Below are 21,924 nucleotides of genomic sequence, written 5' to 3' on the forward strand. Positions count from 1 at the left end.
TTCTCGCCAACTTTGTTCTTTTTTTCACAATGTTGATGAGTTTGTTTGAATGTGTCTTCGAATACGTCCCTTTATGGTTTTTTCAACCCATCACCCCGTTGGCCGACTGCCAAGGGGTGATTTTTTTATGTCAATCGCAGTATTGAACGTCGAAATGTATATGCGGCTTGCACTGGATATGGCGTCAAAAGCACAAGGGCAGACGGATATTAATCCGGTTGTCGGCTGTGTGATCGTCAAGGATGGACGTATCGTTGGACTTGGCGCTCATCTTCGGCGAGGCGAGGGTCATGCAGAAGTGCATGCACTCAACATGGCCGGAGATCAAGCAGAAGGTGCGACCGCATACGTAACACTGGAGCCGTGCAGCCATCATGGCCGAACACCGCCATGCTGCGACCGATTGATTGCAGCTAATGTTGCAAGAGTAGTCGTAGCGTGCACTGATCCGAATCCGCAGGTTGCAGGCCGAGGAATTGCGAAACTGCAGCAGGCGGGGATTGAGGTAGAGGTTGGCATTCTCGGCGCAGAATCTACACGCATGAATGAAATGTTTAATAAATTTATCGTCACTCGGCTCCCGTTTGTCACCATGAAATCGGCGATGACCTTGGATGGGAAGCTGGCGGCCAAGACCGGCGACAGCAGATACGTCAGCGGTGCGGGGGCCAGAGAGCTGACACATACGCTGCGGCATCGGCACATGGGCATTATGGTCGGCGTCGAGACGGCGCTGGCCGACGATCCTGAGCTTACGACTCGTCTGACCGTGCCTGCCGTACATCCTGCTCGCATCATAGTGGATTCAACGCTTCGACTGCCGCTTGGGGCAAGAGTGATTCAAGATCGCTCCTCACGTGTCATTGTGCTTACGACTGAAGGTGCTGATCCGGTAAAAGAAGCCTCACTCACAGAAGCGGGCGTTGAAGTGATCCGCTGCGGAAGCGGAGGCCGAGTAGATCTCAAGCTTGCCATGCGTAAGCTGGGTGAACTAGAGATCGGCTCCATCCTGCTGGAAGGCGGCGGCAAGCTGAACGGGGCTATGCTGGAGCTTGGGTTAATCGATAAGCTGCTTCTGTTTATTGCACCGAAGCTTATTGGCGGCTCCGGCGCACCGGGCGTCTTCCAATTCGAAGGCTTTGACAAAATGTCCGATGCCATTAGCTTGGAGGAGATGGCCATGGAACGAGTCGGAGACGATGTTCTGATCAGTGGCTATCTGCGCAATGGAAATGAAGAACGTGCAAACTAAAGGGAGAGGGGGAGAGAACGTTGTTCACGGGACTTATTGAAGAAGTCGGCACGCTTAAGAAGACCCATAAGCAGGGGGAAGCGATGGTTCTGACGATCGAAGCCCCTCGCATCCTGAAGGACGCCGCCATCGGCGACAGTATTTCCGTCAATGGCGTATGTTTGACGGTCACGGAGCTCAGTACCACTATATTCACTGCAGACGTCATGCCGCAGACGTTCCGGCACACGAATCTAAAGGATATAAGACCTGGCGAGCGTGTCAATCTGGAGCGGGCTATGCAGGCAGGCGGTCGTTTCGGCGGTCATATTGTACAGGGGCATGTTGATGGGACAGGCGAAGTGCTTAGCCGAGAGAATAATGTGAACGCGGTTGTGTTTACAATCCGTCCCCATGATTCCGGACTTATGCGCTATGTCGTTCCTCAAGGCTCCATTACGCTTGATGGCATCAGCTTGACGGTAGTGACTGCGAGCACAGACAGCTTCTCCGTCTCCATCATTCCGCACACGCTTCGCGAGACCGCGCTGCAACTGAAGCAAGCCGGCAGTGTAATCAATGTAGAATGCGACGTGCTGGGCAAGTATGTCGATCATCTGCTTCATTTTAAAGGCGAACGTCCACAAACGGACGCAAGAGGCAACAACAAAGCTTCGGAGCCGAAGAGCAGCATAACGGCAGCTTTTCTGGCAGAGAACGGTTTTATGTAAATAGAGACAGACAGCCTTGATAAGGAGAGTGAGAAATGATGAGTACCCCCCCATTTGATACAATCGAGGAAGCCATTTATGATTTGATCTTAGGCAAAGCGATTATTGTCACGGATGACGAAGACCGAGAGAACGAAGGCGATCTAATTGCACTTGCCAGTAAAGCAACTCCCGAGATTATCAACTTTATGATTACGGAAGCCCGCGGACTCGTATGCGTACCAATTACAGCTGAACGCGCCGAGGAGCTGGATCTTCCGCCGATGGTGCAGCGTAACACGGACTATCACGGGACGGCCTTCACGGTTTCTGTTGACCATGCTTCAACGACAACTGGCATTTCAGCCTATGAGCGTTCGCAAACCATTCAAGCGCTGATGGACGATTCCGGCGCGAAAGCAGACGATTTCAGACGCCCGGGTCATATTTTCCCTCTTATTGCGAAGAAGGGCGGCGTACTGCGCCGTGCCGGTCATACGGAAGCGGCAATCGATTTGGCTCGTATGTGCGGTTCCAAACCCGCAGCAGTCATCTGTGAGATTATTAAAGAAGACGGCTCCATGGCTCGCCTGCCGGATCTTATCGAATTCAAAGCGAAACACAATTTGAAACTGATTTCCATTCAGTCGCTGATCCACTACCGCAATGAGAAAGAAAAGCTGGTTGAACGTGTCGTGGATGTGAAGATGCCAACGGATTACGGCGTGTTCCGCGCAGTTGCCTACACGAACGAAGTAGATAACAAGGAGCATGTTGCCCTGGTTAAAGGCGAAATCGATCCGGCCCAGCCAACGCTTGTACGTGTTCACTCCGAATGTTTAACCGGCGATGTGTTTCATTCACATCGTTGCGACTGCGGTCCTCAGCTTGAAGCGGCACTGCGTCAAATCAACGAAGCCGGCAATGGCGTACTGCTTTATATGCGCCAAGAAGGCCGCGGTATTGGCTTGATCAACAAATTGAAAGCCTATCAGCTGCAGGAGCAGGGATTAGATACCGTCGACGCGAATATTAAACTGGGCTTTGCCCCGGACTTGCGCGAATACGGCATCGGAGCTCAGATTCTTAAAGATCTCGGTATCCGCAAGATGCGTCTTCTGACGAACAATCCGCGCAAAATTCGCGGTTTGGAAGGCTACGGGATTGAAGTGGTCGAACGTGTTCCGATTCAAATGGACGCGAACGAAGACAACAACAGCTATTTGCACACCAAAAAGTCAAAGCTCGGCCATTTGCTGAATTTTGATGAATTGCCACAATAAATCACAACAAACTAACTAACCTTGCTAACAAGGAAAACCGAGAGGATGAATAATCAATGCCGCAAGTTTTTGAAGGACATTTAATTTCTGAGGGAATGCGATATGGTGTAGTTGTAGGACGTTTTAACGAGTTTATTTCCAGCAAGCTGCTAGGCGGAGCACTCGATGCATTCAAACGTCACGGCGCTGCGGACAGTGAAGTGGATGTAGCTTGGGTACCGGGGGCATTCGAAATTCCGCTTATCGCGCAAAAGATGGCCGAGAGCGGCAAATACGACGCTGTTATCACGCTTGGTGCCGTTATTCGGGGGTCAACACCTCACTTCGATTACGTATGTAACGAAGCGGCTAAAGGCGTTTCCGCAATCGCACTGAAAACCGGCGTTCCAACGATCTTCGGCGTATTGACGGTAGACTCGATTGAACAAGCCATTGAACGTGCAGGTACGAAAGCCGGCAATAAGGGCTGGGAAGCCGCGGTTACGGCCATCGAAATGGCGAACCTGACTAAAGTGCTGCAAGGCTAGGCTAAGACGAGAATAGTGTAGGAGTTGGCTTTCACCATGGCGGTGACGTATAAGCTGGAATCGTTCGAAGGACCGCTCGATCTTCTGCTTCATCTCATCGATAAAGCGGAAATCGACATTCACGAGGTGTCCATCAGCGAAATAACGGATCAATATATGGACTACTTGAATGCGATGCAAGAGCTGGAGCTGGAGGTCACGAGCGAATTTCTCGTCATGGCGGCCACGCTGCTTTCCATCAAAAGCAAACAGCTGCTGCCGAAACCGCCGGTCATCGATCACGACGACTTTGACGACGAGTGGCCCGATGACGGGCTTGATCCTCGTGATGAGCTCATCGCGAAGCTGGTGGAATACCGGAAGTATAAGCAAATCGCCGAGCAGCTCCGCGAACAAGAATTCGAGCGGAGTCTTGTCTACACGAAGGAGCCGGAGGATTTGACGCCTTTCATGAAGGCTATTCCGGAGAATCCGGTCAAAGGACTGAATGTCGGCGATCTCATCGCAGCCTTTCAGAAAGCGCTCCGCAAAGCGGCAAGACGCAATGTCATCGCGACCATTCAGCGAGACGAAATTTCGGTCAAAGACCGTATACGCGATATTATCGAGGTGCTCCGCGAATTCGAAACGGTCCGCTTCTCTAAGCTGATCCGTGACGATATGAGCCGGCACGAGGTAGTCGTTACCTTCCTGGCGCTTCTTGAGCTGATGAAAATGAAGCATATTCGTTGTTATCAGCACAGCCTGTTTGATGATATCGTCGTGCATTGGAGAGGAGAAGCAGTCGAAGGTGGATTTCTCGAAACTGAAGTCGATTATTGAGGGTCTGCTGTTCATGGCCGGGGATGAAGGGCTGACGACAAAGCAGCTATCAGAAATTCTAGAGCTGGATGCAGCTGTGGCGGCAGACATCGCGAAAGATCTTACGAAGGATTTGAAAAGCAAGAAGCGCGGCATTCAGGTTTCCTTCGTAGCCGGTGCCTATCGGCTTACGACCAACCCTGCGCATGCAGCCTATTTCGAGCGAATGGCTTATTCGCCGACTCGTTCCAGTTTGTCGCAGGCGGCGCTTGAGACATTATCTATCGTGGCTTACAGACAACCGATAACGCGAGTAGATATTGAGGAAATCCGCGGCGTGAAGAGCGACCGGGCCATTGCTTCACTGGTGAACAAGGACTTAATCGAAGAGATCGGCCGCGCCGAGCAAATCGGCAGACCGATTCTGTATGGAACGACGAAGTCGTTCCTCGATTATTTCGGACTGGCAGGTCTTGATGCGCTGCCGGAGCCTTCGGCAGTGATCGACGATTCCTTGGACGAGCAGACGCAAGCGCTGTTCGAAAGGCTGGAAGGCCGTCAAATGACGCTCGAAGAAATGCCTACTCCAATAGAAGAAAGCTAGAAACAAGAATGAGATTTGTCCGCTAGGTCATACTATATCCGACCAATTAAGGGAAACGGGGGAAACGCCATGTTAGGCTACCCGCTCGGATGGATGATCGGGACAGGTCTCTTTTTTTTGCTCTTGATCATTGCGCTATCGTCTCCCGTTGTGATTCGCGGCCATATGAAACGGATCGGCAGCGATGATGATGCGGAATTGCGCATTCGGGCACTTTTCGGTTTGATCCATTATCATTGGCAGCTGCCGATTGTGAAATTCAAAGGGATGAGCATCGAATTGAAACAGGAAATGACAGCGGAGAACGCAGGCGGGGTTGATCTGGATGCCAAAATGAACAAAGTGAATGCGAATTCGATTATGAGTTCCATCGACAAAGCGTATTTGCTGCTTAAGCATACGGACGACATGCTCGGCTGGGTTCGCATCACGCTAGGACATGTCAGACTGACAGAATGGCAATGGCGGACTGCGGTTGGCACGGATGACGCCATGTGGACGGCCATGCTGACCGGCATGGTCTGGTCGGTGAAGACAACGACAATTGGCGTCTTATCGCAGCTGGTTCGGTTAACCGCGGAACCGAGCTTTGTGGTTGAACCGGTGTACCAGAAACCGCATTTCTCAACGGAGGGCCAATTTACGGCAAAGGTGCCGTTCGGTTATGCGATTTTTGCCATTGTGCGGTTATTCGTTCGGATTAAGAAAGCACACGGACTTCCGGGCGGCTTGCTCGGCTTACAGCGTATTCTGCTTCGCGGCTGATTACATAATGCTCCTTCTGCGGGGGAACGATATGAACGGCAAGGTGCAGCTACCGACTTTGAACCAAGGAGGACTTTTTTGAGATGACAGACCATCCGATACAAGGGTTAATGCAGACAGCAATGGAAAATATTAAGGAAATGGTGGATGTAAATACCATCGTTGGAGATCCTGTCCAAACTCCGGACGGCAGCGTCATCATGCCGATATCGAAAGTGGGCTTCGGCTTTGTCGCGGGGGGCAGTGATATCCGGTTCGACGAGCATAAGCACGGAGAAGCGCATAACGCGGCCGTGCAATTGCCATTTGGCGGCGGAAGCGGCGGCGGGGTATCCATAACGCCAATCGCTTTCCTTGTCGTAGGCACGCAGGGGGTACGCATTGTACCGCTGGATAATCAGACTCATTTGATGGAAAAGGTCATTGATTCTGCGCCGCAAGTGTTCGAGAAAATCCAGAGTATGTTCAAAAAAGGAACGACAAGCAGTGACAGCGGGCTGGAATCAGTCCTCATCGAAAGTATGGATGGCCACTAATTGCATATGGAACCGTCCCTGCGGGGCGGTTTCTTTTTTTTCAGGACGGGCTTGGTAGTATATCTCATGGACCGGTTCATATACTGGTACAAGACCATGTTCTTGCCCGCCAGTTTCGAAGGAGGAAGTGTATGAGGTCGAGATTCACCCGAAAATGGTACAAACTGATCCTGCTTGCAACCGCGGCTTTACTTTCCCTGTCCGGAATAACGACAGCTGCCGCTGCTCCGAAACAGACCGTTTCGACTCATGCCAAAGGCGCTGCGCTGATCGATGTGGAGTCAGGGCGTATTCTTTACAGCTATAACGGGGACAAGCCCATGCTTATTGCAAGCTTAACGAAAATCATGACAGCGATTGTAGCCATCGAGCACGGCAAGCTCACGGATAAAGTGAAGACGAGTATACGGGCGGCAGGGAAAGAAGGGTCGTCCATCTATTTGCAGCGCGGTGAGGAAATGAGCTTGCAAAATATGCTTTACGGACTGATGCTTCGATCCGGCAATGATGCAGCAACAGCCATTGCAGAGCATGTCGGCGGTACGGAGGAAGGTTTCGTCCATATGATGAATGAAAAGGCGCAAATGCTCGGCCTGTCTAATTCCCAGTTCATGAATCCGAGCGGTCTGGATGCCGAGGGACACTATTCATCTGCGAACGATTTAGCCAAGCTCACTGCCTACGCCTTGAAGAACCCGGTGTTCAAAGAAATCGTGAAGACAAAGGAGAAGAAGGCTCCGAATCCAAACGATAGCTGGGACTACCTATGGCGGAATAAAAATAAAATGCTGTCGATGTACGAAGGGGCAGACGGGGTTAAAACGGGCTATACGAAGAAATCGCTTCGTACTTTAGTCAGCTCCGCTACGCGCAATGGCCAGCAGCTTGTCGCCGTCACCTTAAATGATGGTGATGACTGGCAGGATCACCGAAAGCTGCTCGACTTCGGATTTGACAATTTCCACTTAACCGAAGTGACGCATAAAGGCCAGTCGATCAACGGGTATCCGCTTGCAGTCGGACGAACGCTCCTCTATCCGTTCGCTGACGGTGAGCAACAGCAGCTTCGCTCGAAGCTGACGTTAATTGATGCGAACTCTACAGCGTATAAACTTGGTGAGCGCGGAAAGCTGGAATGGTTTGTCGGTGAGGAGAGAATCGGCTCGACCCCGGTGTTTGATCCTCAGAGTCAGCGCATTAAACTGCCGGAGAAACCGGCTTGGGTAATCGGTGATGAATCGGAATCAGCCTATGGCGGATTATCGTCTGCTTCCTTCCGCCGGGCGCTGACTGTCACGCTATCGACTTTGTTTGGAGGGAAGGAGGCCGGGGGATGGTAAATTTCATTTGGCTTTTCTTTATTGCGGTCAGCTTCATTGCAGCAATTGTGAATGGTCGAATGGAAGCCTTGACCGAGGCCGCGTTCGAAGGGGCGAAGAGCGGAGTCACAGTCAGCTTCGGGCTCATCAGCGTTATGGTATTCTGGCTGGGGCTCATGCGTATTGGCGAGGATGCCGGTCTGCTCCGCAAAATTGCTGCCTTGCTGCAGCCGGTTGTCCGGTTTCTATTCCCAGACGTGCCGAAGGGTCACCCGGCCCTCGGTTACATAATGAGCAACATGAGTGCAAACATACTTGGGCTTGGCAATGCGGCAACACCAATGGGAATCAAGGCGATGCAGGAGCTTCAGAAGCTGAATCCGGACAAAGAGACTGCATCCGCAGCCATGTGTACGTTGCTTGCGCTCAATACCTCCAGCATTACGCTGGTACCTACAACGCTGATCGCCATTCGCATGACGTACAGCTCAGCGCATCCCGCGGAGATTGTGGGGACGACGTTAGCCGCTACTTTAATCGCGACAGCCGCAGCCATTGTTGCCGACCGCTGGTATCGGAAACGATATCGCAATAAGCCGCCCCGCTGGACAAGTCGTGATGGAACGGGGGCACCTCCTCGAAGCGTGGAGTCGCTAACCGCAGACGGACAAGGAAAGGGTGAGGCCGTTGTATGAATGGATAACGGCCATCTCTGCCTGGATCATCCCGTTCATGATCGTGTTTATCCCGCTCTATGCCGCTTTTAAACGCGTGCCGGTGTATGAAACGTTTATTGAAGGCGCTAAGGATGGTTTCGGTACGGCCATAAACATAATTCCGCATTTGGTCGGTATGATGGTGGCGATCAGTATGTTCCGAGCATCAGGCGCGATGGACATGATGGCTGCGCTGATACGGCCTTTGTTCGATGGCTTAGGCATACCAAGTGAGGTATTGCCGCTTGGGCTGCTCAGGCCGCTTACCGGAGCAGGCTCGCTGGCTTTCACGACGGAGCTTATTAAAACGTACGGACCCGATTCCATGATTGGACGAATATCGTCAACGATTCAAGGCAGTACGGATACGACGCTATACGTGCTCACGGTTTATTTTGGAGCAGTAGGCATCAGGCGCAGTAAATATGCGCTTAAAGTTGGTTTATTTTCAGATTTCGTAGGGTTCTTCGCTGCTATTATTATATGTATAATGGTATTTGGCTAACTTGTCCGGATAAAGCCCATAGGAGTGCGGCACTTACGGTGCATCGCTCTCGTGGGCTTATTTCTTGTCCACTTTCTTTCCACCTGTCTTTTAGGGTATGATGGTGGGTGAGGTGAAATCATTGGAACGTTTACAGAAGATTTTAGCGCAGGCGGGCGTCGCATCACGCCGCAAATGCGAGGAGCTCATTTTGTCCGGTCAAGTACAGGTCAATGAGGAGACAGTTACCACACTGGGGGTCAAAGCAGACCCGGCCGTTGATATCATTACGGTTAAGGGCCGCAGAATCCAGAGTGAAAGCAAGCTTTACTTAATGCTTCATAAGCCCAAAGGCGTCATTACAAGTGCGAGTGACCCGCAGGGACGTAAGATTGTGGCGGACTATCTGCCTGGCATAACAGAGCGTGTCTATCCTGTTGGCCGGCTTGATTATGATACGGAAGGTTTGCTGCTGCTTACGAATGACGGCGAGTTTGCGAACTTATTGACGCATCCAAGCCATCACGTACCGAAGACCTATTGGGCCACTGTAAAAGGGGTGCCGCATGGCACGGCGCTGGAGCGGCTGCAGCAGGGCATTCTGCTTGAGGACGGAATGACAGCACCTGCAGAGGTAGAGTATCACGATGTAAATACAGAGAAGAATCAGGCGACGATTACGATCACGATCTACGAGGGCCGTAACAGACAGGTCCGTCGGATGTTCGATGCCATTAACCATCCGGTATTGCTGCTTCGCCGCGTACGATTCGGTGAATTGGGCTTACATGGACTGGCGCGTGGAAAGTTCCGCCATTTAACACCTAAAGAGGTCCAAGAGCTGCGCGCAGCGGCTGTCAAGACACATAAAATTCAAAAATAACGAGCGACGGCAACCTCAATTGCCGTCGAATTTTCGTTATAATGATAGTATTCGATTGAAGTAAAATGCAGCATAAGAACGGGCGGTGACTAACGAACATTTATGAAATCGAACCGCAGACTCATTCAACTGGTTATTTTTCTGGGCGTACTGCTTCTTGGGGGCTATGCGATCGGCAATGCCCTGTTTAGTTCGCACGACGGGCTTCCGCGGAAAGGCTCTAAACCGCCGGATTTCGCTCTGCTCGGCATGGACGGCCAAACACACCGGCTCGCAGACTACAAAGGCAAAGCGCTTGTCATTAATTTCTGGGGTACATACTGCCCGGGCTGTGTAACGGAGACTCCGGACTTGGTTGCTCAATACGCTAAGCATAAAGACAAGCCGTTTGAAGTTGTCGGGATTAATCTTGGCGAGGACAAATTGACCGTTTCTAATTTTGCAAAGCAGTTTGATGTCAGCTATTCAATTCTTCTTAACGAGAACAATGACGTACAGCGAAAGTACGGTTTGAAGTCGTATCCCACTACCTTCTTTGTGAAGCCGGATGGAACGATTCAAGACATCTTTGTCGGACCGATGGCGGAAGCGGACATGGACAAGCGCATCGAGAAATTGCTTCAGTCCTAGTCGAAGGAGGTTTTTTGCATGTTGACTTTTGAAAATACGAAATGCGAATGCGGTCACCAGAATCCGGTCGGAACCGTACTTTGCGAGCATTGCGGTAATCCGCTGGACGGCGAAGAGGCGGAGAGCGAAGCGCCGCTTGAGATGCGCTACGACGGCATTGCCCGTCGCTCGCAGAAGTCGAATCCATCACCGATTGACCGCGTTTGGAACTTTTTCTCTTCGGTTAAGATCGCTGTCCGATTGATCGTAATTACACTGATTGCGGCTATGGTCGGCACGATTTTCACGCAAGAGAATGCTTTTATCTCATTTGATCCTACGACGTATTACGAAGAGCGTTACGGTTGGATCGGCAAATGGTATTATAAGCTCGGCTTGTCCAATACGTACGAGTCGTGGTGGTTTATCGGATTATTGGTTATGATCGGAACTTCGCTTGTTATTTGCAGTCTTGACCGTGTGCTGCCGCTCTATCGGGCATTGAACAAGCAGCAAATTCGCAAGCATAACAATTTCTTGACCAGACAGAAGACCGTCTATACCAGCGATATTGAGGGCTCTGCAGAGAATTGGACCGCGGCTATGGCTAAGGAGCTGAAGCGCAAGCATTATAAGGTTCATCATGAAGGCGACGCGCTGCTGGCGGAGAAATATCGGTTCAGCCGCTGGGGACCCTATATTAATCATATCGGCTTGATTATCTTCTTGCTCGCGGTATTGCTTCGGACGCTTCCCGGTTGGGCGATGGACAACTACGTAACGGTGACGGAAGGGGAAACGGTTCAAATCCCCGAAACGAATTATTACGTGAAGAACGAGAAGTTCACGATCAACTATTATACGGATGCAGAGCTTCCGGAATCGCTGAAAGGGACAGCCCGGGCTAAGCTCTATGAGACGAAGGCCGTGTTGTATGAATGCGAGGCGGATTGCGATGACCCATCTAAACAGCCGCAGCTGAAGGAAGTGAAGCGTCACAATATTATTGTGAACGATCCGCTTTCCTACAAAGGCATCAAGGCATATCAGTTCGGCTTTGACGATACACCGAAGCTGAAGGCTGTACATCCCGTTCTGATCGATCATAAGACGGGGAAAACCTATGGACCATTCGATCTCGTTATGCGAAATCCGGAATTAACCTACACGCTTGGACCGTACACGCTTGAACTCCGCCAGACGTACATGGATTTTGCGCTGGACGCGGAAGGCAAGCCGACAACGAAATCCAAGGAGCCGAATGCTCCGGCTTTTGTGTTCGTCATGAAAGGCCCGGATTTGGCGGCAGACGGCGAGCCGTATATGTACTTCCCGAAACAGACGGACAAAGCGAGATTCAGTCAAGACCTCATCAATGGGGAGTTGGCTAAACGATTCGAGCTGAAAGTGCCGGCTATGGAAGGCGTTGAGTTCGCAGGTGTAATGACCTCGCTCAACATTCGCTCGGATCGGGCGATGCCCTATATTTGGGTAGGGGCCGGCATCTCGATGTTCGGACTGCTGCTGGGTTCTTATTGGCATCACCGCAGAATTTGGCTTCGCATAGACGGCGGCCGCGTCACGTTAGGCGCACATACGAACAAGAATAATTACGGCATGCGTGCCGAGGTCGCTTCCGCGTTGCGCGGTTTAGGCGTCGTCGTAGAGCCGAAGTCGCTCGATAACGGGAGGAACAAATCGTGAGTTTGCTTGATTTTAGCAGCGACGCCTTTATAGTCGCATTTTTCTTGTATTGCTTCGGATTTATGTTTTATGGCGTTTCGGCGCTGGGCCGCAAATGGAGTAACCGCAGCCCGGAAGAGCATGTTCGCCGCTGGGGCCGTATCGCTTACGTGGTATCGATCCTCGGATTCGCTTCGCATCTTACGTTCTTTATTACACGCTGGATCGGCGGAGGTCATATCCCGACCAGTAACATGTATGAGTTTATGACTTTCTTGGCCATGGCGATCATGTTTGCTTTTATCGTCGTCAATGCCATTTACCGCAAACCGCTGCTTGGTTTGTTTACACTCCCGCTGACGGTTGTTATCGTTGCGTACGCGGCGGTATTCCCGCAAGAGGTACAGCCGCTTATCCCGGCGCTGCAATCCATCTGGCTTAAAGTTCACGTTACGACAGCGGCAACGGGCGAAGCGTTCTTCGCAGTCGGTTTTGCAGCCGGACTTATGTACTTGCTACGTACGGTCGACTTCAAGAAAACGAGTCCTCAAGCAAGACGCGAACAACGCTGGGTCGAATTTACACTCTTTGTTATCGTACTCATCATTGCCTTTATCGGTTCGGTCTTTGCCTTCCGCGGTGCAGGCTACGAAGCGTCATTCAAGCAAGAGAATGTGGTTATCGATGATAAAGGGATTGAAAGCACGACGACCGAAACGGTTGAATACTCCCTTCCACCGATCTTTAAACCGTTCAACAGCCAGGATGTATCGGTTGATCCTTTCCTCGGCGTGAAGAAACCACTGATGGAGACACCGTCGTGGATGAAAGGTGTCAATGCTGCACGGAAGCTGAATACGATCACGTGGTCCATTATTAACGGGACGATTCTATACGGACTTCTGCGCCTCGCTTTGCGCAAGCGCATTGGGGCCGCGATTCATCCGCTTATGGATGGCATCGACGAAGATGATATCGATGAAATCAGTTATCGCGCCATTGCAATCGGTTATCCGATCTTCATGTTAGGCGCGCTCATATTCGCGATGATCTGGGCTTACATCGCTTGGTCGCGTTTCTGGGGCTGGGATCCGAAAGAGGTGTGGGCGCTTATTACTTGGCTGTACTACACAGCCTACCTGCACTTGCGTCTATCGCGCGGATGGCATGGCTCCAAGTCGGCATGGCTCGCGGTTATCGGGTTTGTCGTTGTTATGTTTACGCTGATTGGGGTTAACTTGGTCCTCGTCGGCTTGCACTCTTACGCAGGCGTTTAAAGATGATTAGCACAGAATTGAAAGGAGACAACGGACATGTCTGAAGAACTTCACCGCATTCTTGTAGTCGATGACGAAGAACGGATTCGCAGGCTGCTCAAAATGTACCTGGAAAAGGAAGGCTATCTCATCGAGGAGGCCGAGGACGGCGAAACGGCATTGCGCCTTGCAACGGCAGGCGAGTTTGACCTGATTCTGCTGGATGTCATGCTGCCGGGTATTGATGGCATAGAGGTCTGTTCCAGACTTCGTCAGGTAAAGGCCACGCCGGTCATTATGTTGACGGCTAAAGGCGAGGAAATGAACCGCGTTCAAGGCTTTGAAGTAGGCGCCGATGACTATGTGGTTAAGCCATTCAGCCCTCGCGAAGTGATTTATCGTGTGAAAGCGATATTGCGCCGTTCGTCGGCGACCGCGTTCTTAACGAAGGAAGCTTTGACGAGCAATAATATCGTGTTCCCGCATCTCATTATCGAGCATGATGCTCATCGTGTGATGGCCGGTGGGCAAGAGGTCAGCTTAACGCCGAAGGAATATGAGCTGCTTCACTACTTGGCGATTTCGCCGGATAAAGTATTCTCCCGCGAGGAACTGCTGAAAGACGTCTGGAACTATGAATTCTTCGGAGATCTTCGTACGGTGGATACCCATGTGAAACGACTTCGCGAGAAGCTGAATAAAGTTTCTCCGGAAGCTGCGATGATGATCACGACGGTTTGGGGCGTAGGCTATAAGCTTGAGGTGCCGAAGTAAGTGATGATCTGGCGCAGTGTTGTCGGGAAGCTATGGATTACTATAATTGCGCTTGTGGCGGTCGTATTGCTGATTCTGGGGATGTTCCTGCTGCAGTATATCGACATTGCCTTTAAGAACTCGCATGATGTCAAGGTGCTGTTTGTTTACACGGCTATCATCGGGTTTCTGTTATCGACGTTCTTTGCGTTTTTCCTATCGACCAAAATCACGCAGCCGCTGCTTCAGCTGAAGAAAGCGGCCGATCTGATCTCCCAAGGCGAGTATCGTACGCGAGTACCGATTCGCTCGACGGATGAGATCGGTGACTTGGCCACCACGTTTAATAACATGGCTTCCGAGCTGGATACGTTGATTCATGACCTGAATCATGAGAAGGATCACCTCGCGAGCGTCCATCGCAGTATGGCGGATGCGGTCGTGACCTTCGATGCGGAAGGCCAGATCATATTGGCCAATCCACATGGTCAGAAGTTAATTGACAAGTGGAATGAGCTGGAATGGACAGAGGATTACATCGGCTCACACACGCAGGTGCCGGAGCCGATGTTTGACCTTTACCGCAAAGTACTTCGGGAAGGTCGGGACTTGTCCGATAAAGTGCATGTGCAAAGCGGCGTATGGTCTGTTGTGATGGCTCCGCTCAAATCCAATCATACCGTTCGCGGTGCGGTTGCGGTGATGCGGGATGTCACGGAGGAGACGAAGCTGGAGAAGCTTCGCCGCGACTTCGTTGCCAATGTCTCGCATGAAATCAGGACGCCACTATCGATGCTGCAAGGCTACAGCGAAGCGTTGCTCGACGATATTGCGGGTTCACCTGAGGAACGTAAGGAGTTAGCACAGGTGATCTACGAGGAGTCGCTGCGAATGGGGCGCCTCGTGAAAGATTTGCTCGATTTGGCCAGAATGGAAGCCGGGCATATTGAGATGAAGCTGGTCGAGACGGATCTGACCGGACTGCTCAAGCGAGTCCATCGCAAGTTCTTAGTGCTGGCGAAGGAGCAGGACATTCACCTCCATATCGAGCTCCCTGCAGAACCGCTCGTCATCGGGCAGGCAGACGAGGATCGAATGGAGCAGGTGCTGACGAACCTGCTCGATAATGCGATTCGCCATACGGCGAAGCAGGCGTCGATCACGCTCGGTGCACGCAATTTGATCGTCGAACAGAAGGCTTTTGTAGAAATTAAAGTAACAGATGAGGGAGAGGGGATCCCGCAAGGTGACCTTCCGTTTATCTTCGAAAGATTCTACAAGGCAGATAAAGCTCGTACACGCGGAACGGGCGGAACAGGTCTCGGCCTTGCCATCGTGAAGAACATTATCGAATCGCATCGCGGTCAAATTAAAGCGGAAAGCGTGATGGGAGCGGGTACTACGTTTACCATTCTATTGCCCGTTGTATAGCATACAGAAGAAGCTGCTCCTTATATGGTGCAGCTTTTTTCTTTGTTTACTTGATGTATGTCCCTTTCAAAAAAAGTTGCAAAAAGAGCTTGGTTGCTATAGAAAGCTATATTGACTGGTCAAATTGTACTAAATTAAACTGAGCTTGCATTCACTTCCACTTCAAAGGAGGATGTTTATGAAAGCCGATCAGATGAAGAAATGGGTTCTGCTATTCTTATCGACGGTTTTGATGACAGGCATGTTTGCAGCAACGGCAACCGCAGGCGCTAACCCATGGGCAGGCGGTGATATCGTTTCGCTCAGTGTGACGAATGACGCCAGCAGCACAGCGAACAAGTATATATACAAACGCATTTCGAACAAAGCGTATACGTTTGTTTCCGGTGATTATATCGAATATGATGTGAAGATTTCGAATGGCATTGACGGTGCCGGCGGCATCGAAATTATAAATGCCGACGGGACATACTTCCGAGATACCGGAACATCGGTCTGGAAGGATCAGAACAATATTAGCGGGCATCCGAATGCCAATATCTCCGCCTATGCCACGAACAAGTGGTACCATCGCAAGCTGGCGGTGCCGGCCTCCATGATCGGTAAAACCTCATCCAAATGGGATATCGTCGGAGAGAACGACAGTCCTTCTCAAACGTATTCCGCGCAGTATGACAACATTAAAGTTACGAGCGGAAGCACGACCACGAAGAGCATAGTATTTGTGAATAGCGCTGATTATAACTCGGCTGCAACAGATATCGGTCCTGCTGCAGTATCCTCAGGAAACGTGGCAACCTCGAATATCGCATCCAACATGTCACATTTGATCGATAATCAGGCCTTTATTAAGCTGGATAAAATCAATCCGTTCATCGGCACCTCGTTTTCGATGCACTTCATATCTACCCTTAAAGTGAACGGCGAGATATGGGCGTATTACATCAAATGGGATGCTTTCGGAAAAGGAGGCGTTGGCTTAGCGAAGTCTACCGACGGAGTTAATTTTACGGATAACGGCTTTGTGTTAACGGCAGGATCGCCCGGACAATGGGATGATTCGTTTGCTACGTTTCCGGGCGTCTGGTACGACAACGGTACCTTCTATCTCGTTTATGAAGGAACGGGTACGGGGTCACCCGGACAGATTGGTTTGGCCACCTCGACGGATGGCGTTAATTTCACGAAACAGGGTCAGATTCTAACACACAACTCTACGGGCTGGGAAAGCGTCAATATTGGAACACCGTCGCTCTATAAAGAAGGCAGCACGTGGTATTTATTCTATCATGGCTATGATGGCTCAGATTGCCGCATAGGCGTTGCAACGGGAACGAGCTTGACGGCATTGACCAAATACTCCGGCAATCCGGTAATCGATACCGTACCCGGTACATGGGAAGCCGGAACGGCAGGGCATCGCGATGTTGTCAAAGTAGGCAGCACCTATTACATGACCTATGAAGGCAGCGAAGATCCACCTTACAACACGGCCAAATGGTCTTCCGGCGTTGCGAGCTCGACGGATCTGTTCCACTGGAGCAAGTTTAGTCAAAATAACATTTTGCCTCAGACGGATAATACGTTCGGAAATGACGGACCTAGTTTCTTATCGGTAGACGGCGAGAATTTCATCTATTATCGGACGAATCCTACAAGCCGGGCGCTTATCGCCAATGAGAATGATGGCGGCTTTGATTTGAAATGGGGGATGGCGGATTCCGGTATCGGTCACGTTATTGGGCGGAGCGACGGTGACGGCTGGTCGGCGTCTACAAGCTTGGACGGCCCAGATTACATGCAATATGGTCCGTATACGACCAATACACCGGTAGGGGATAATATTGCCACTTGGAAAATGATGGTTGACAGCATCAGCGGCACAAACGACGTCATTAGGCTCGAAGTTGTCGATGCGGATGATTCGGGGACCGTGCTCGCGGAGCGGATTCTTCAGCGTAACGACTGGAAGCAAACGAATCGCTATGAATACTTCTCTGTGCCGTTTCATTGGGCTGCCGGCAGAAGCGGTCATCGCATTGAGCTTCGTGCGCATTGGTATGATTCGACCTATGTGAAAATGCAGCTTGTCGGGATTAGCTAACGCTTGAAAGTCGGTTCTTGTTGAAGGAAGTAGAGAAATCTTGTTGGTCGTGAAACATTTTCATGACGGAAGAGTGCATAAAAAAGCTCCGACCCTCGAAAAGGGTCGGAGCTTATTCATTAATAGAGATTAATTTCTTTCGCTTTGTTCAAATCAGGCAGTTGGACCAGCTCGGCGATCACGTCTTTCGACACGCCTTTGTCTACAGTCAATACCATGATCGCGGAACCGCCAACAAGCTCACGACCAACCTGCATCGTTGCGATGTTCACGTTGTTGTTGCCAAGCAGCATGCCGACATTGCCGATAATACCCGGTTTGTCGTTATGCGAGATCAAGATGATGTTGCCTTCTGGCGCAACATCGACAGGGAAACGGTCGATTTGTACAATTCGCGGTCCGTATCCGGTCAACATCGTACCTGTTACGAGGCGAGTCGCCGTTTTAGAACGAAGCGTAACCGTGATGGAGTTCGTGAAGTCACGCGCTTCGTGCGACTTCTGTACGACGATATTGACATGGCGTTCTTTCGCAAGATGCATGGAATTGACGACATTGACTTGATCCGAACCCAGGTGGTGAGAAAGCACTCCGCGTACCACGTAGCGTGTCAGCGGCTGTGTATCGACCTCAGCCAGCTCGCCTGCATAACTGACATTGATTTCTTCCACGGCACCTTCAGTCAGTTGAGCAATAAAGTTACCCAGCTTCTCGCCAAGGCCGAAGTACGGTTGAAGCTTGTTCAGCACGTTCGCCGGAATAGGAGGCATGTTGACCGCGTTCATAAACGGTTTATCGCGAAGAATGTTCAACACTTGCTCCGATACATCAATGGCCACGTTCTCTTGTGCTTCAACAGTAGATGCACCAAGATGAGGGGTTACGATGATTTTCGGATGCTTCAGGAACGGATGATCGGCTGCCGGCGGTTCAACCTCGAATACGTCGAATGCCGCACCTGCTACGATTCCTTGATCGACAGCTTCTACAAGCGCTTGCTCATCAATGATACCGCCGCGTGCGCAGTTCACGATGCGCATGCCTTTCTTCATGACTTCGAATTGCGCACGAGAGATCATGTGGCGCGTTTCCGGTGTAAGCGGCGTATGAACCGTCATAAAGTCCGCATTCCGTACGATGTCATCTACGCTGGAGAGACGAACGCCCAGCTTCTCGGCGCGCTCTTCCGTGAGGAATGGGTCATAACCCCAAATTTCCATGTCGAACGCTTTCGCGCGTTTGGCAACTTCGCTGCCGATACGGCCCATACCGAGTACGCCAAGCACTTTGCCGCGTAGTTCGACGCCGAGGAACGACTTGCGATCCCACTCGCCGCCTACAGTCTTGAGGTAGGCTTGTGGAATGAAACGAGCAACGGACATCATCATGGCAAATGTATGCTCACAAGTTGTGATGGTGTTGCCGTCTGGTGCATTAATAACAATAATTCCGCGTTGTGTAGCTGCTTCCAAGTCGATGTTGTCCACTCCGACGCCGGCGCGACCGATAACCTTAAGCGATTTACCCGCATCCATAATGCGCGCAGTAACGCGCGTCTGACTGCGTACGAGAAGGGCATCGTATTCGCCGATAATGGCTACGAGCTCGTCCTCGCTTAATCCAGGCTTCTTGTCGACAACGACATCCTCTGCATCCATAAGTTTCTGAATGCCTAGATCGCTGATTGGATCTGAGACCAATACTTTAAACATGGTGGGTTGCCTCCTGAGCGTTTGTATGATGGATGTATAGTAGAAGTGAAAGACCCTCGTTAAGATGCCGCACAGCGCAGCAGCTTAGGCGAGGGTCTGTCACACGATCACACGTCAAAGCTATTGTTGTACCGGATGGACCAACAGAACCAGGCTACATTAATGTTTACTATTTTAATGCAAGTAGAACGCAAATTGCAATGATTAAAACTTGCCCAAATGTGAAATTTTCGTTATGATCGACCGTAAAAAGGGGGCATTCTTGTGGAACAATGGAGCAATATCGAACCAGAGCCGTTTATGGCGCTTGTACGCGAGGGAAAGCTCTCGCCTGATCAAATCATTGATGTCAGAGAAATGAATGAATGGAATTATTATCATTTAGATAACAGTACACTCATGCCGCTTTCGACCTTCGAGGAAGACTCGGAAGCTATTCATACAGATAAACCAGTCTATATTATATGCGCACACGGTGTAAGAAGTGCTGCCGTCTGCCGCTATCTAAGTGAAAGAGGATACGGCAACCTCACCAATGTCATTGGCGGAATGGCTGCCGTATCCTCGTTGGATGGCTTTCAATACGATTAAGATCTTATTCTTGCTCTGGGAAGAAGAAGGGCAGCTGCGGAAGCAGTTCCTTGGCATACAGCTGAGCTTTACTATCGCTGAAATCGCCTGATCTCACAGCCTCTGTACTGATAAGCAGGTCGACGATGGAATCGACTGTCTTCATCTTCATGCTGCTGGCTTGACCCGAAACGATAAATTGATCGACGCGGGACGCCAGATCCTGCGGGTAGAATGGAGCTAATGTTTTGCGGGCGTTCAACATATCCGCCATCAGCTTATTCTTAATAGTCAAAGGCAGCGGCTTCCATTGCTGGATGCTTAGCACGGATGCGATATCATAATGATCCGGAATGTTCGGATTGACCGATGCACTCCATTTCAGCATCGCATTATAGTAACTTTGCTGTCCTGCCATTGCGAACTGTACACCTTGTGTATAGTAAGCGTCTTTCATTAAGGCTTTCATTAGATCGGCATTTGTCATGTCTTTGGCTGATCCGGCACCGCGCTGCGCGGCTTCGCTGAACATACGCAAGCTCTTGAGCAGCTGGAGCTGGGCGGTTTCGAGAAGCGGCGAACTCTTCGGCACGGATGCATGTTCAGCCTCGTCGTATTTCTGCTCCGCGATGTTCGATAATTCTTTCATAGCGGAGCTGATGTCCGTTAGCTGCTGAGAGGACAGTTTATGAATGGTTTCAAACCAGTTCGATTGAAATTCACGATAAGGCAAAAATACAGTATGATAGAATGATACCAGGTCCTGCTGTTGATAGGCGCCCGCGCTTGCGTTCTTGCTGCTGCTGAGATGTTTGGCGTTCTCGATTAGTTTCGCTTCGGTCTTGTCAGAGCCTATCTTTACGCCATAGAAAAAGGCTGCCACGGCGAAAACGAGCATGAATAGGAAGCCTAAGCTAAAGAGCATTTCAGTACGAGTCAGTCGTTTCTCCATGTTAATCTCCTTCATCCGATATTTCGCCATAATGCTAGCAAATACAAGGCTTAAATTTAAAATGTTTGTCGAATTCCGGAACTTGATTTGATCGTCCTATTAGTATAGGGGAAAACCTTTGAAAAGGAAATATGCACCTTTCATAGCATAGCAGGGAGTTGGATATGAAAAAATTCGACATTCGCAAATTGAAGATAAAACCGGTCAGCATCGATCAGATTGATGACCGGATGCTTCTTATAAATTTGTATGCCACACAAGCGATTACTTTAGTTATCGGTTTCATATGGTTATTATTTCAGCATCGTAATCCATTATTATTATTTGTTTTGCCCAAAGGGCTTCATTTTCTGTATTTTGGCGCCGGACTGGCTGCTGCGGTCATCGCAATTGATTTCCTTTCGGCCAGATTTGTTCCGGATGAAGTGAATGATGACGGCGGTGTGAATGATCGGATTTTTAAGAATCGTGCAATTTGGCATGTGGTGGTGTTGTCGTTAATCGTATCCATTTGTGAGGAAACGTTATTCCGCGGCGCTATTCAGCATCAATTCGGCCCGTATTGGACAAGCATAATTTTTGCAACCATTCACGTTCGTTATTTGAAGCATTGGATCCCGACAGGGCTTGTATTTGCCATCAGCTATGCGTTAGGCTGGATTTATATCCAAACCGGCACGTTATGGGCGCCGATATTGGCACACTTTCTGATTGATATGATTATGGGCTTCGTAATCCGTTTCCGGAGGGAAGAATGAGCAGAGTTCAGAAATTTGGCAGCAGGAAACCGACCGCAAGTGTTTCGGCAAAGAAACAGGCGGAACTGGCTGCTTCCGAGGTAGCCGCAGGCAGAGAAGTACCGTTGCCGTCCAGAAGGCAAACACATCCTTCTAATAAGCAGCAGATGGCAGGCTGGTTTTACAAAATCATAATTTTTCTATTCGTTCTCTTATTGGTAGGACTACTTCTTTGGGGAAAACAATTTGAATAGCCGA

General features: G+C 50.4%; 23 protein-coding genes. 21 read left to right on the forward strand and 2 right to left on the reverse strand.

The genetic code is table 11. The features are described from left to right. Positions 1-127 precede the first annotated feature (127 nt). From ribD to AC50Y3_RS11655, 18 genes are all read left to right on the forward strand, one after another. Entirely contained in the window at positions 128-1,252 is a 1,125-nt protein-coding gene (ribD, locus tag AC50Y3_RS11570; protein ID WP_494818906.1) for a bifunctional diaminohydroxyphosphoribosylaminopyrimidine deaminase/5-amino-6-(5-phosphoribosylamino)uracil reductase RibD, read from the forward strand. Between the two features lie 20 nt (positions 1,253-1,272). Then, a complete protein-coding gene (gene ribE / locus AC50Y3_RS11575; RefSeq protein WP_494818907.1) occupies positions 1,273-1,962 on the forward strand; it encodes a riboflavin synthase in 690 nt (229 codons plus the stop codon). Between the two features lie 35 nt (positions 1,963-1,997). Then, positions 1,998-3,224 (forward strand): bifunctional 3,4-dihydroxy-2-butanone-4-phosphate synthase/GTP cyclohydrolase II, encoded by a 1,227-nt coding sequence (locus tag AC50Y3_RS11580; RefSeq protein WP_494818908.1) that lies wholly within the window; start codon positions 1,998-2,000, stop codon positions 3,222-3,224. A gap of 56 nt (positions 3,225-3,280) precedes the next feature. Beyond that, a complete protein-coding gene (gene ribH / locus AC50Y3_RS11585; protein ID WP_494818909.1) occupies positions 3,281-3,751 on the forward strand; it encodes a 6,7-dimethyl-8-ribityllumazine synthase in 471 nt (156 codons plus the stop codon). A 36-nt stretch (positions 3,752-3,787) separates the two neighbouring features. Further along, positions 3,788-4,573 (forward strand): segregation and condensation protein A, encoded by a 786-nt coding sequence (locus AC50Y3_RS11590; RefSeq protein WP_494818910.1) that lies wholly within the window; start codon positions 3,788-3,790, stop codon positions 4,571-4,573. Further along, positions 4,542-5,156, forward strand: a complete 615-nt coding sequence (scpB, locus tag AC50Y3_RS11595; protein ID WP_494818911.1) for an SMC-Scp complex subunit ScpB — start codon at positions 4,542-4,544, stop codon at positions 5,154-5,156. The genes AC50Y3_RS11590 and scpB overlap by 32 nt, the downstream gene beginning before the upstream one ends. 69 nt (positions 5,157-5,225) lie before the next feature. After that, positions 5,226-5,921, forward strand: a complete 696-nt coding sequence (locus tag AC50Y3_RS11600; protein ID WP_494818912.1) for a DUF2953 domain-containing protein — start codon at positions 5,226-5,228, stop codon at positions 5,919-5,921. 83 nt (positions 5,922-6,004) lie between these two features. Beyond that, positions 6,005-6,457: a GerW family sporulation protein gene (gene ytfJ, locus AC50Y3_RS11605; protein ID WP_494818913.1), complete on the forward strand. Its 453-nt coding sequence runs from the start codon at positions 6,005-6,007 to the stop codon at positions 6,455-6,457. A gap of 131 nt (positions 6,458-6,588) precedes the next feature. Then, complete coding sequence (locus tag AC50Y3_RS11610) at positions 6,589-7,797, forward strand: D-alanyl-D-alanine carboxypeptidase family protein (protein ID WP_494818914.1); 1,209 nt, start codon at positions 6,589-6,591, stop codon at positions 7,795-7,797. Next, the gene (locus tag AC50Y3_RS11615) at positions 7,791-8,471 is read left to right on the forward strand and encodes a nucleoside recognition domain-containing protein (protein ID WP_494818915.1); all 681 of its coding nucleotides are present in this window, start codon (positions 7,791-7,793) and stop codon (positions 8,469-8,471) included. The genes AC50Y3_RS11610 and AC50Y3_RS11615 overlap by 7 nt, the downstream gene beginning before the upstream one ends. Before the next feature lie 37 nt (positions 8,472-8,508). Beyond that, on the forward strand, positions 8,509-8,997 hold the full coding sequence (locus AC50Y3_RS11620; protein WP_494819229.1) for a spore maturation protein: 489 nt from the start codon (positions 8,509-8,511) through the stop codon (positions 8,995-8,997). Positions 8,998-9,118: 121 nt separating this feature from the next. Beyond that, positions 9,119-9,859: a pseudouridine synthase gene (locus AC50Y3_RS11625; protein WP_090976791.1), complete on the forward strand. Its 741-nt coding sequence runs from the start codon at positions 9,119-9,121 to the stop codon at positions 9,857-9,859. A gap of 102 nt (positions 9,860-9,961) precedes the next feature. Next, positions 9,962-10,489 carry a redoxin domain-containing protein gene (locus tag AC50Y3_RS11630; RefSeq protein ID WP_494818916.1) on the forward strand — a complete coding sequence of 176 codons (528 nt, stop codon included), beginning with the start codon at positions 9,962-9,964 and terminating at the stop codon, positions 10,487-10,489. 18 nt (positions 10,490-10,507) lie between these two features. Beyond that, on the forward strand, positions 10,508-12,172 hold the full coding sequence (resB, locus tag AC50Y3_RS11635; protein WP_494818917.1) for a cytochrome c biogenesis protein ResB: 1,665 nt from the start codon (positions 10,508-10,510) through the stop codon (positions 12,170-12,172). Continuing rightward, positions 12,169-13,428: a cytochrome c biogenesis protein CcsA gene (gene ccsA / locus AC50Y3_RS11640; RefSeq protein ID WP_494818918.1), complete on the forward strand. Its 1,260-nt coding sequence runs from the start codon at positions 12,169-12,171 to the stop codon at positions 13,426-13,428. Before resB ends, ccsA begins: the two co-directional genes overlap by 4 nt. Before the next feature lie 36 nt (positions 13,429-13,464). After that, the gene (locus tag AC50Y3_RS11645) at positions 13,465-14,181 is read left to right on the forward strand and encodes a response regulator transcription factor (RefSeq protein WP_091219085.1); all 717 of its coding nucleotides are present in this window, start codon (positions 13,465-13,467) and stop codon (positions 14,179-14,181) included. Further along, complete coding sequence (locus tag AC50Y3_RS11650) at positions 14,182-15,591, forward strand: ATP-binding protein (RefSeq protein WP_494818919.1); 1,410 nt, start codon at positions 14,182-14,184, stop codon at positions 15,589-15,591. Between the two features lie 178 nt (positions 15,592-15,769). Next, the gene (locus tag AC50Y3_RS11655) at positions 15,770-17,695 is read left to right on the forward strand and encodes a glycoside hydrolase family 130 protein (RefSeq protein WP_494818920.1); all 1,926 of its coding nucleotides are present in this window, start codon (positions 15,770-15,772) and stop codon (positions 17,693-17,695) included. Positions 17,696-17,814: 119 nt separating this feature from the next. Here AC50Y3_RS11655 and serA read toward each other — a convergent pair whose 3' ends face one another. Then, the gene (gene serA / locus AC50Y3_RS11660; protein WP_494818921.1) at positions 17,815-19,407 is read right to left on the reverse strand and encodes a phosphoglycerate dehydrogenase; all 1,593 of its coding nucleotides are present in this window, start codon (positions 19,405-19,407) and stop codon (positions 17,815-17,817) included. Between the two features lie 264 nt (positions 19,408-19,671). Between serA and AC50Y3_RS11665 the strand changes: the two genes are divergently transcribed. After that, positions 19,672-19,998, forward strand: coding sequence for a rhodanese-like domain-containing protein (locus tag AC50Y3_RS11665; protein WP_494818922.1), 327 nt, complete (start codon positions 19,672-19,674; stop codon positions 19,996-19,998). Between the two features lie 4 nt (positions 19,999-20,002). On the opposite strand, the gene AC50Y3_RS11670 is transcribed toward AC50Y3_RS11665, so the two are convergent. Beyond that, positions 20,003-20,929: a hypothetical protein gene (locus AC50Y3_RS11670; protein WP_494818923.1), complete on the reverse strand. Its 927-nt coding sequence runs from the start codon at positions 20,927-20,929 to the stop codon at positions 20,003-20,005. 164 nt (positions 20,930-21,093) lie between these two features. Here AC50Y3_RS11670 and AC50Y3_RS11675 point away from each other — a divergent pair, with 164 nt between their 5' ends. Beyond that, positions 21,094-21,687 carry a CPBP family intramembrane glutamic endopeptidase gene (locus tag AC50Y3_RS11675; protein WP_494818924.1) on the forward strand — a complete coding sequence of 198 codons (594 nt, stop codon included), beginning with the start codon at positions 21,094-21,096 and terminating at the stop codon, positions 21,685-21,687. After that, positions 21,684-21,920 carry a hypothetical protein gene (locus AC50Y3_RS11680; protein ID WP_494818925.1) on the forward strand — a complete coding sequence of 79 codons (237 nt, stop codon included), beginning with the start codon at positions 21,684-21,686 and terminating at the stop codon, positions 21,918-21,920. The genes AC50Y3_RS11675 and AC50Y3_RS11680 overlap by 4 nt, the downstream gene beginning before the upstream one ends. Positions 21,921-21,924 lie beyond the last annotated feature (4 nt).

This window comes from Paenibacillus sp. J22R98, assembly GCF_059383835.1.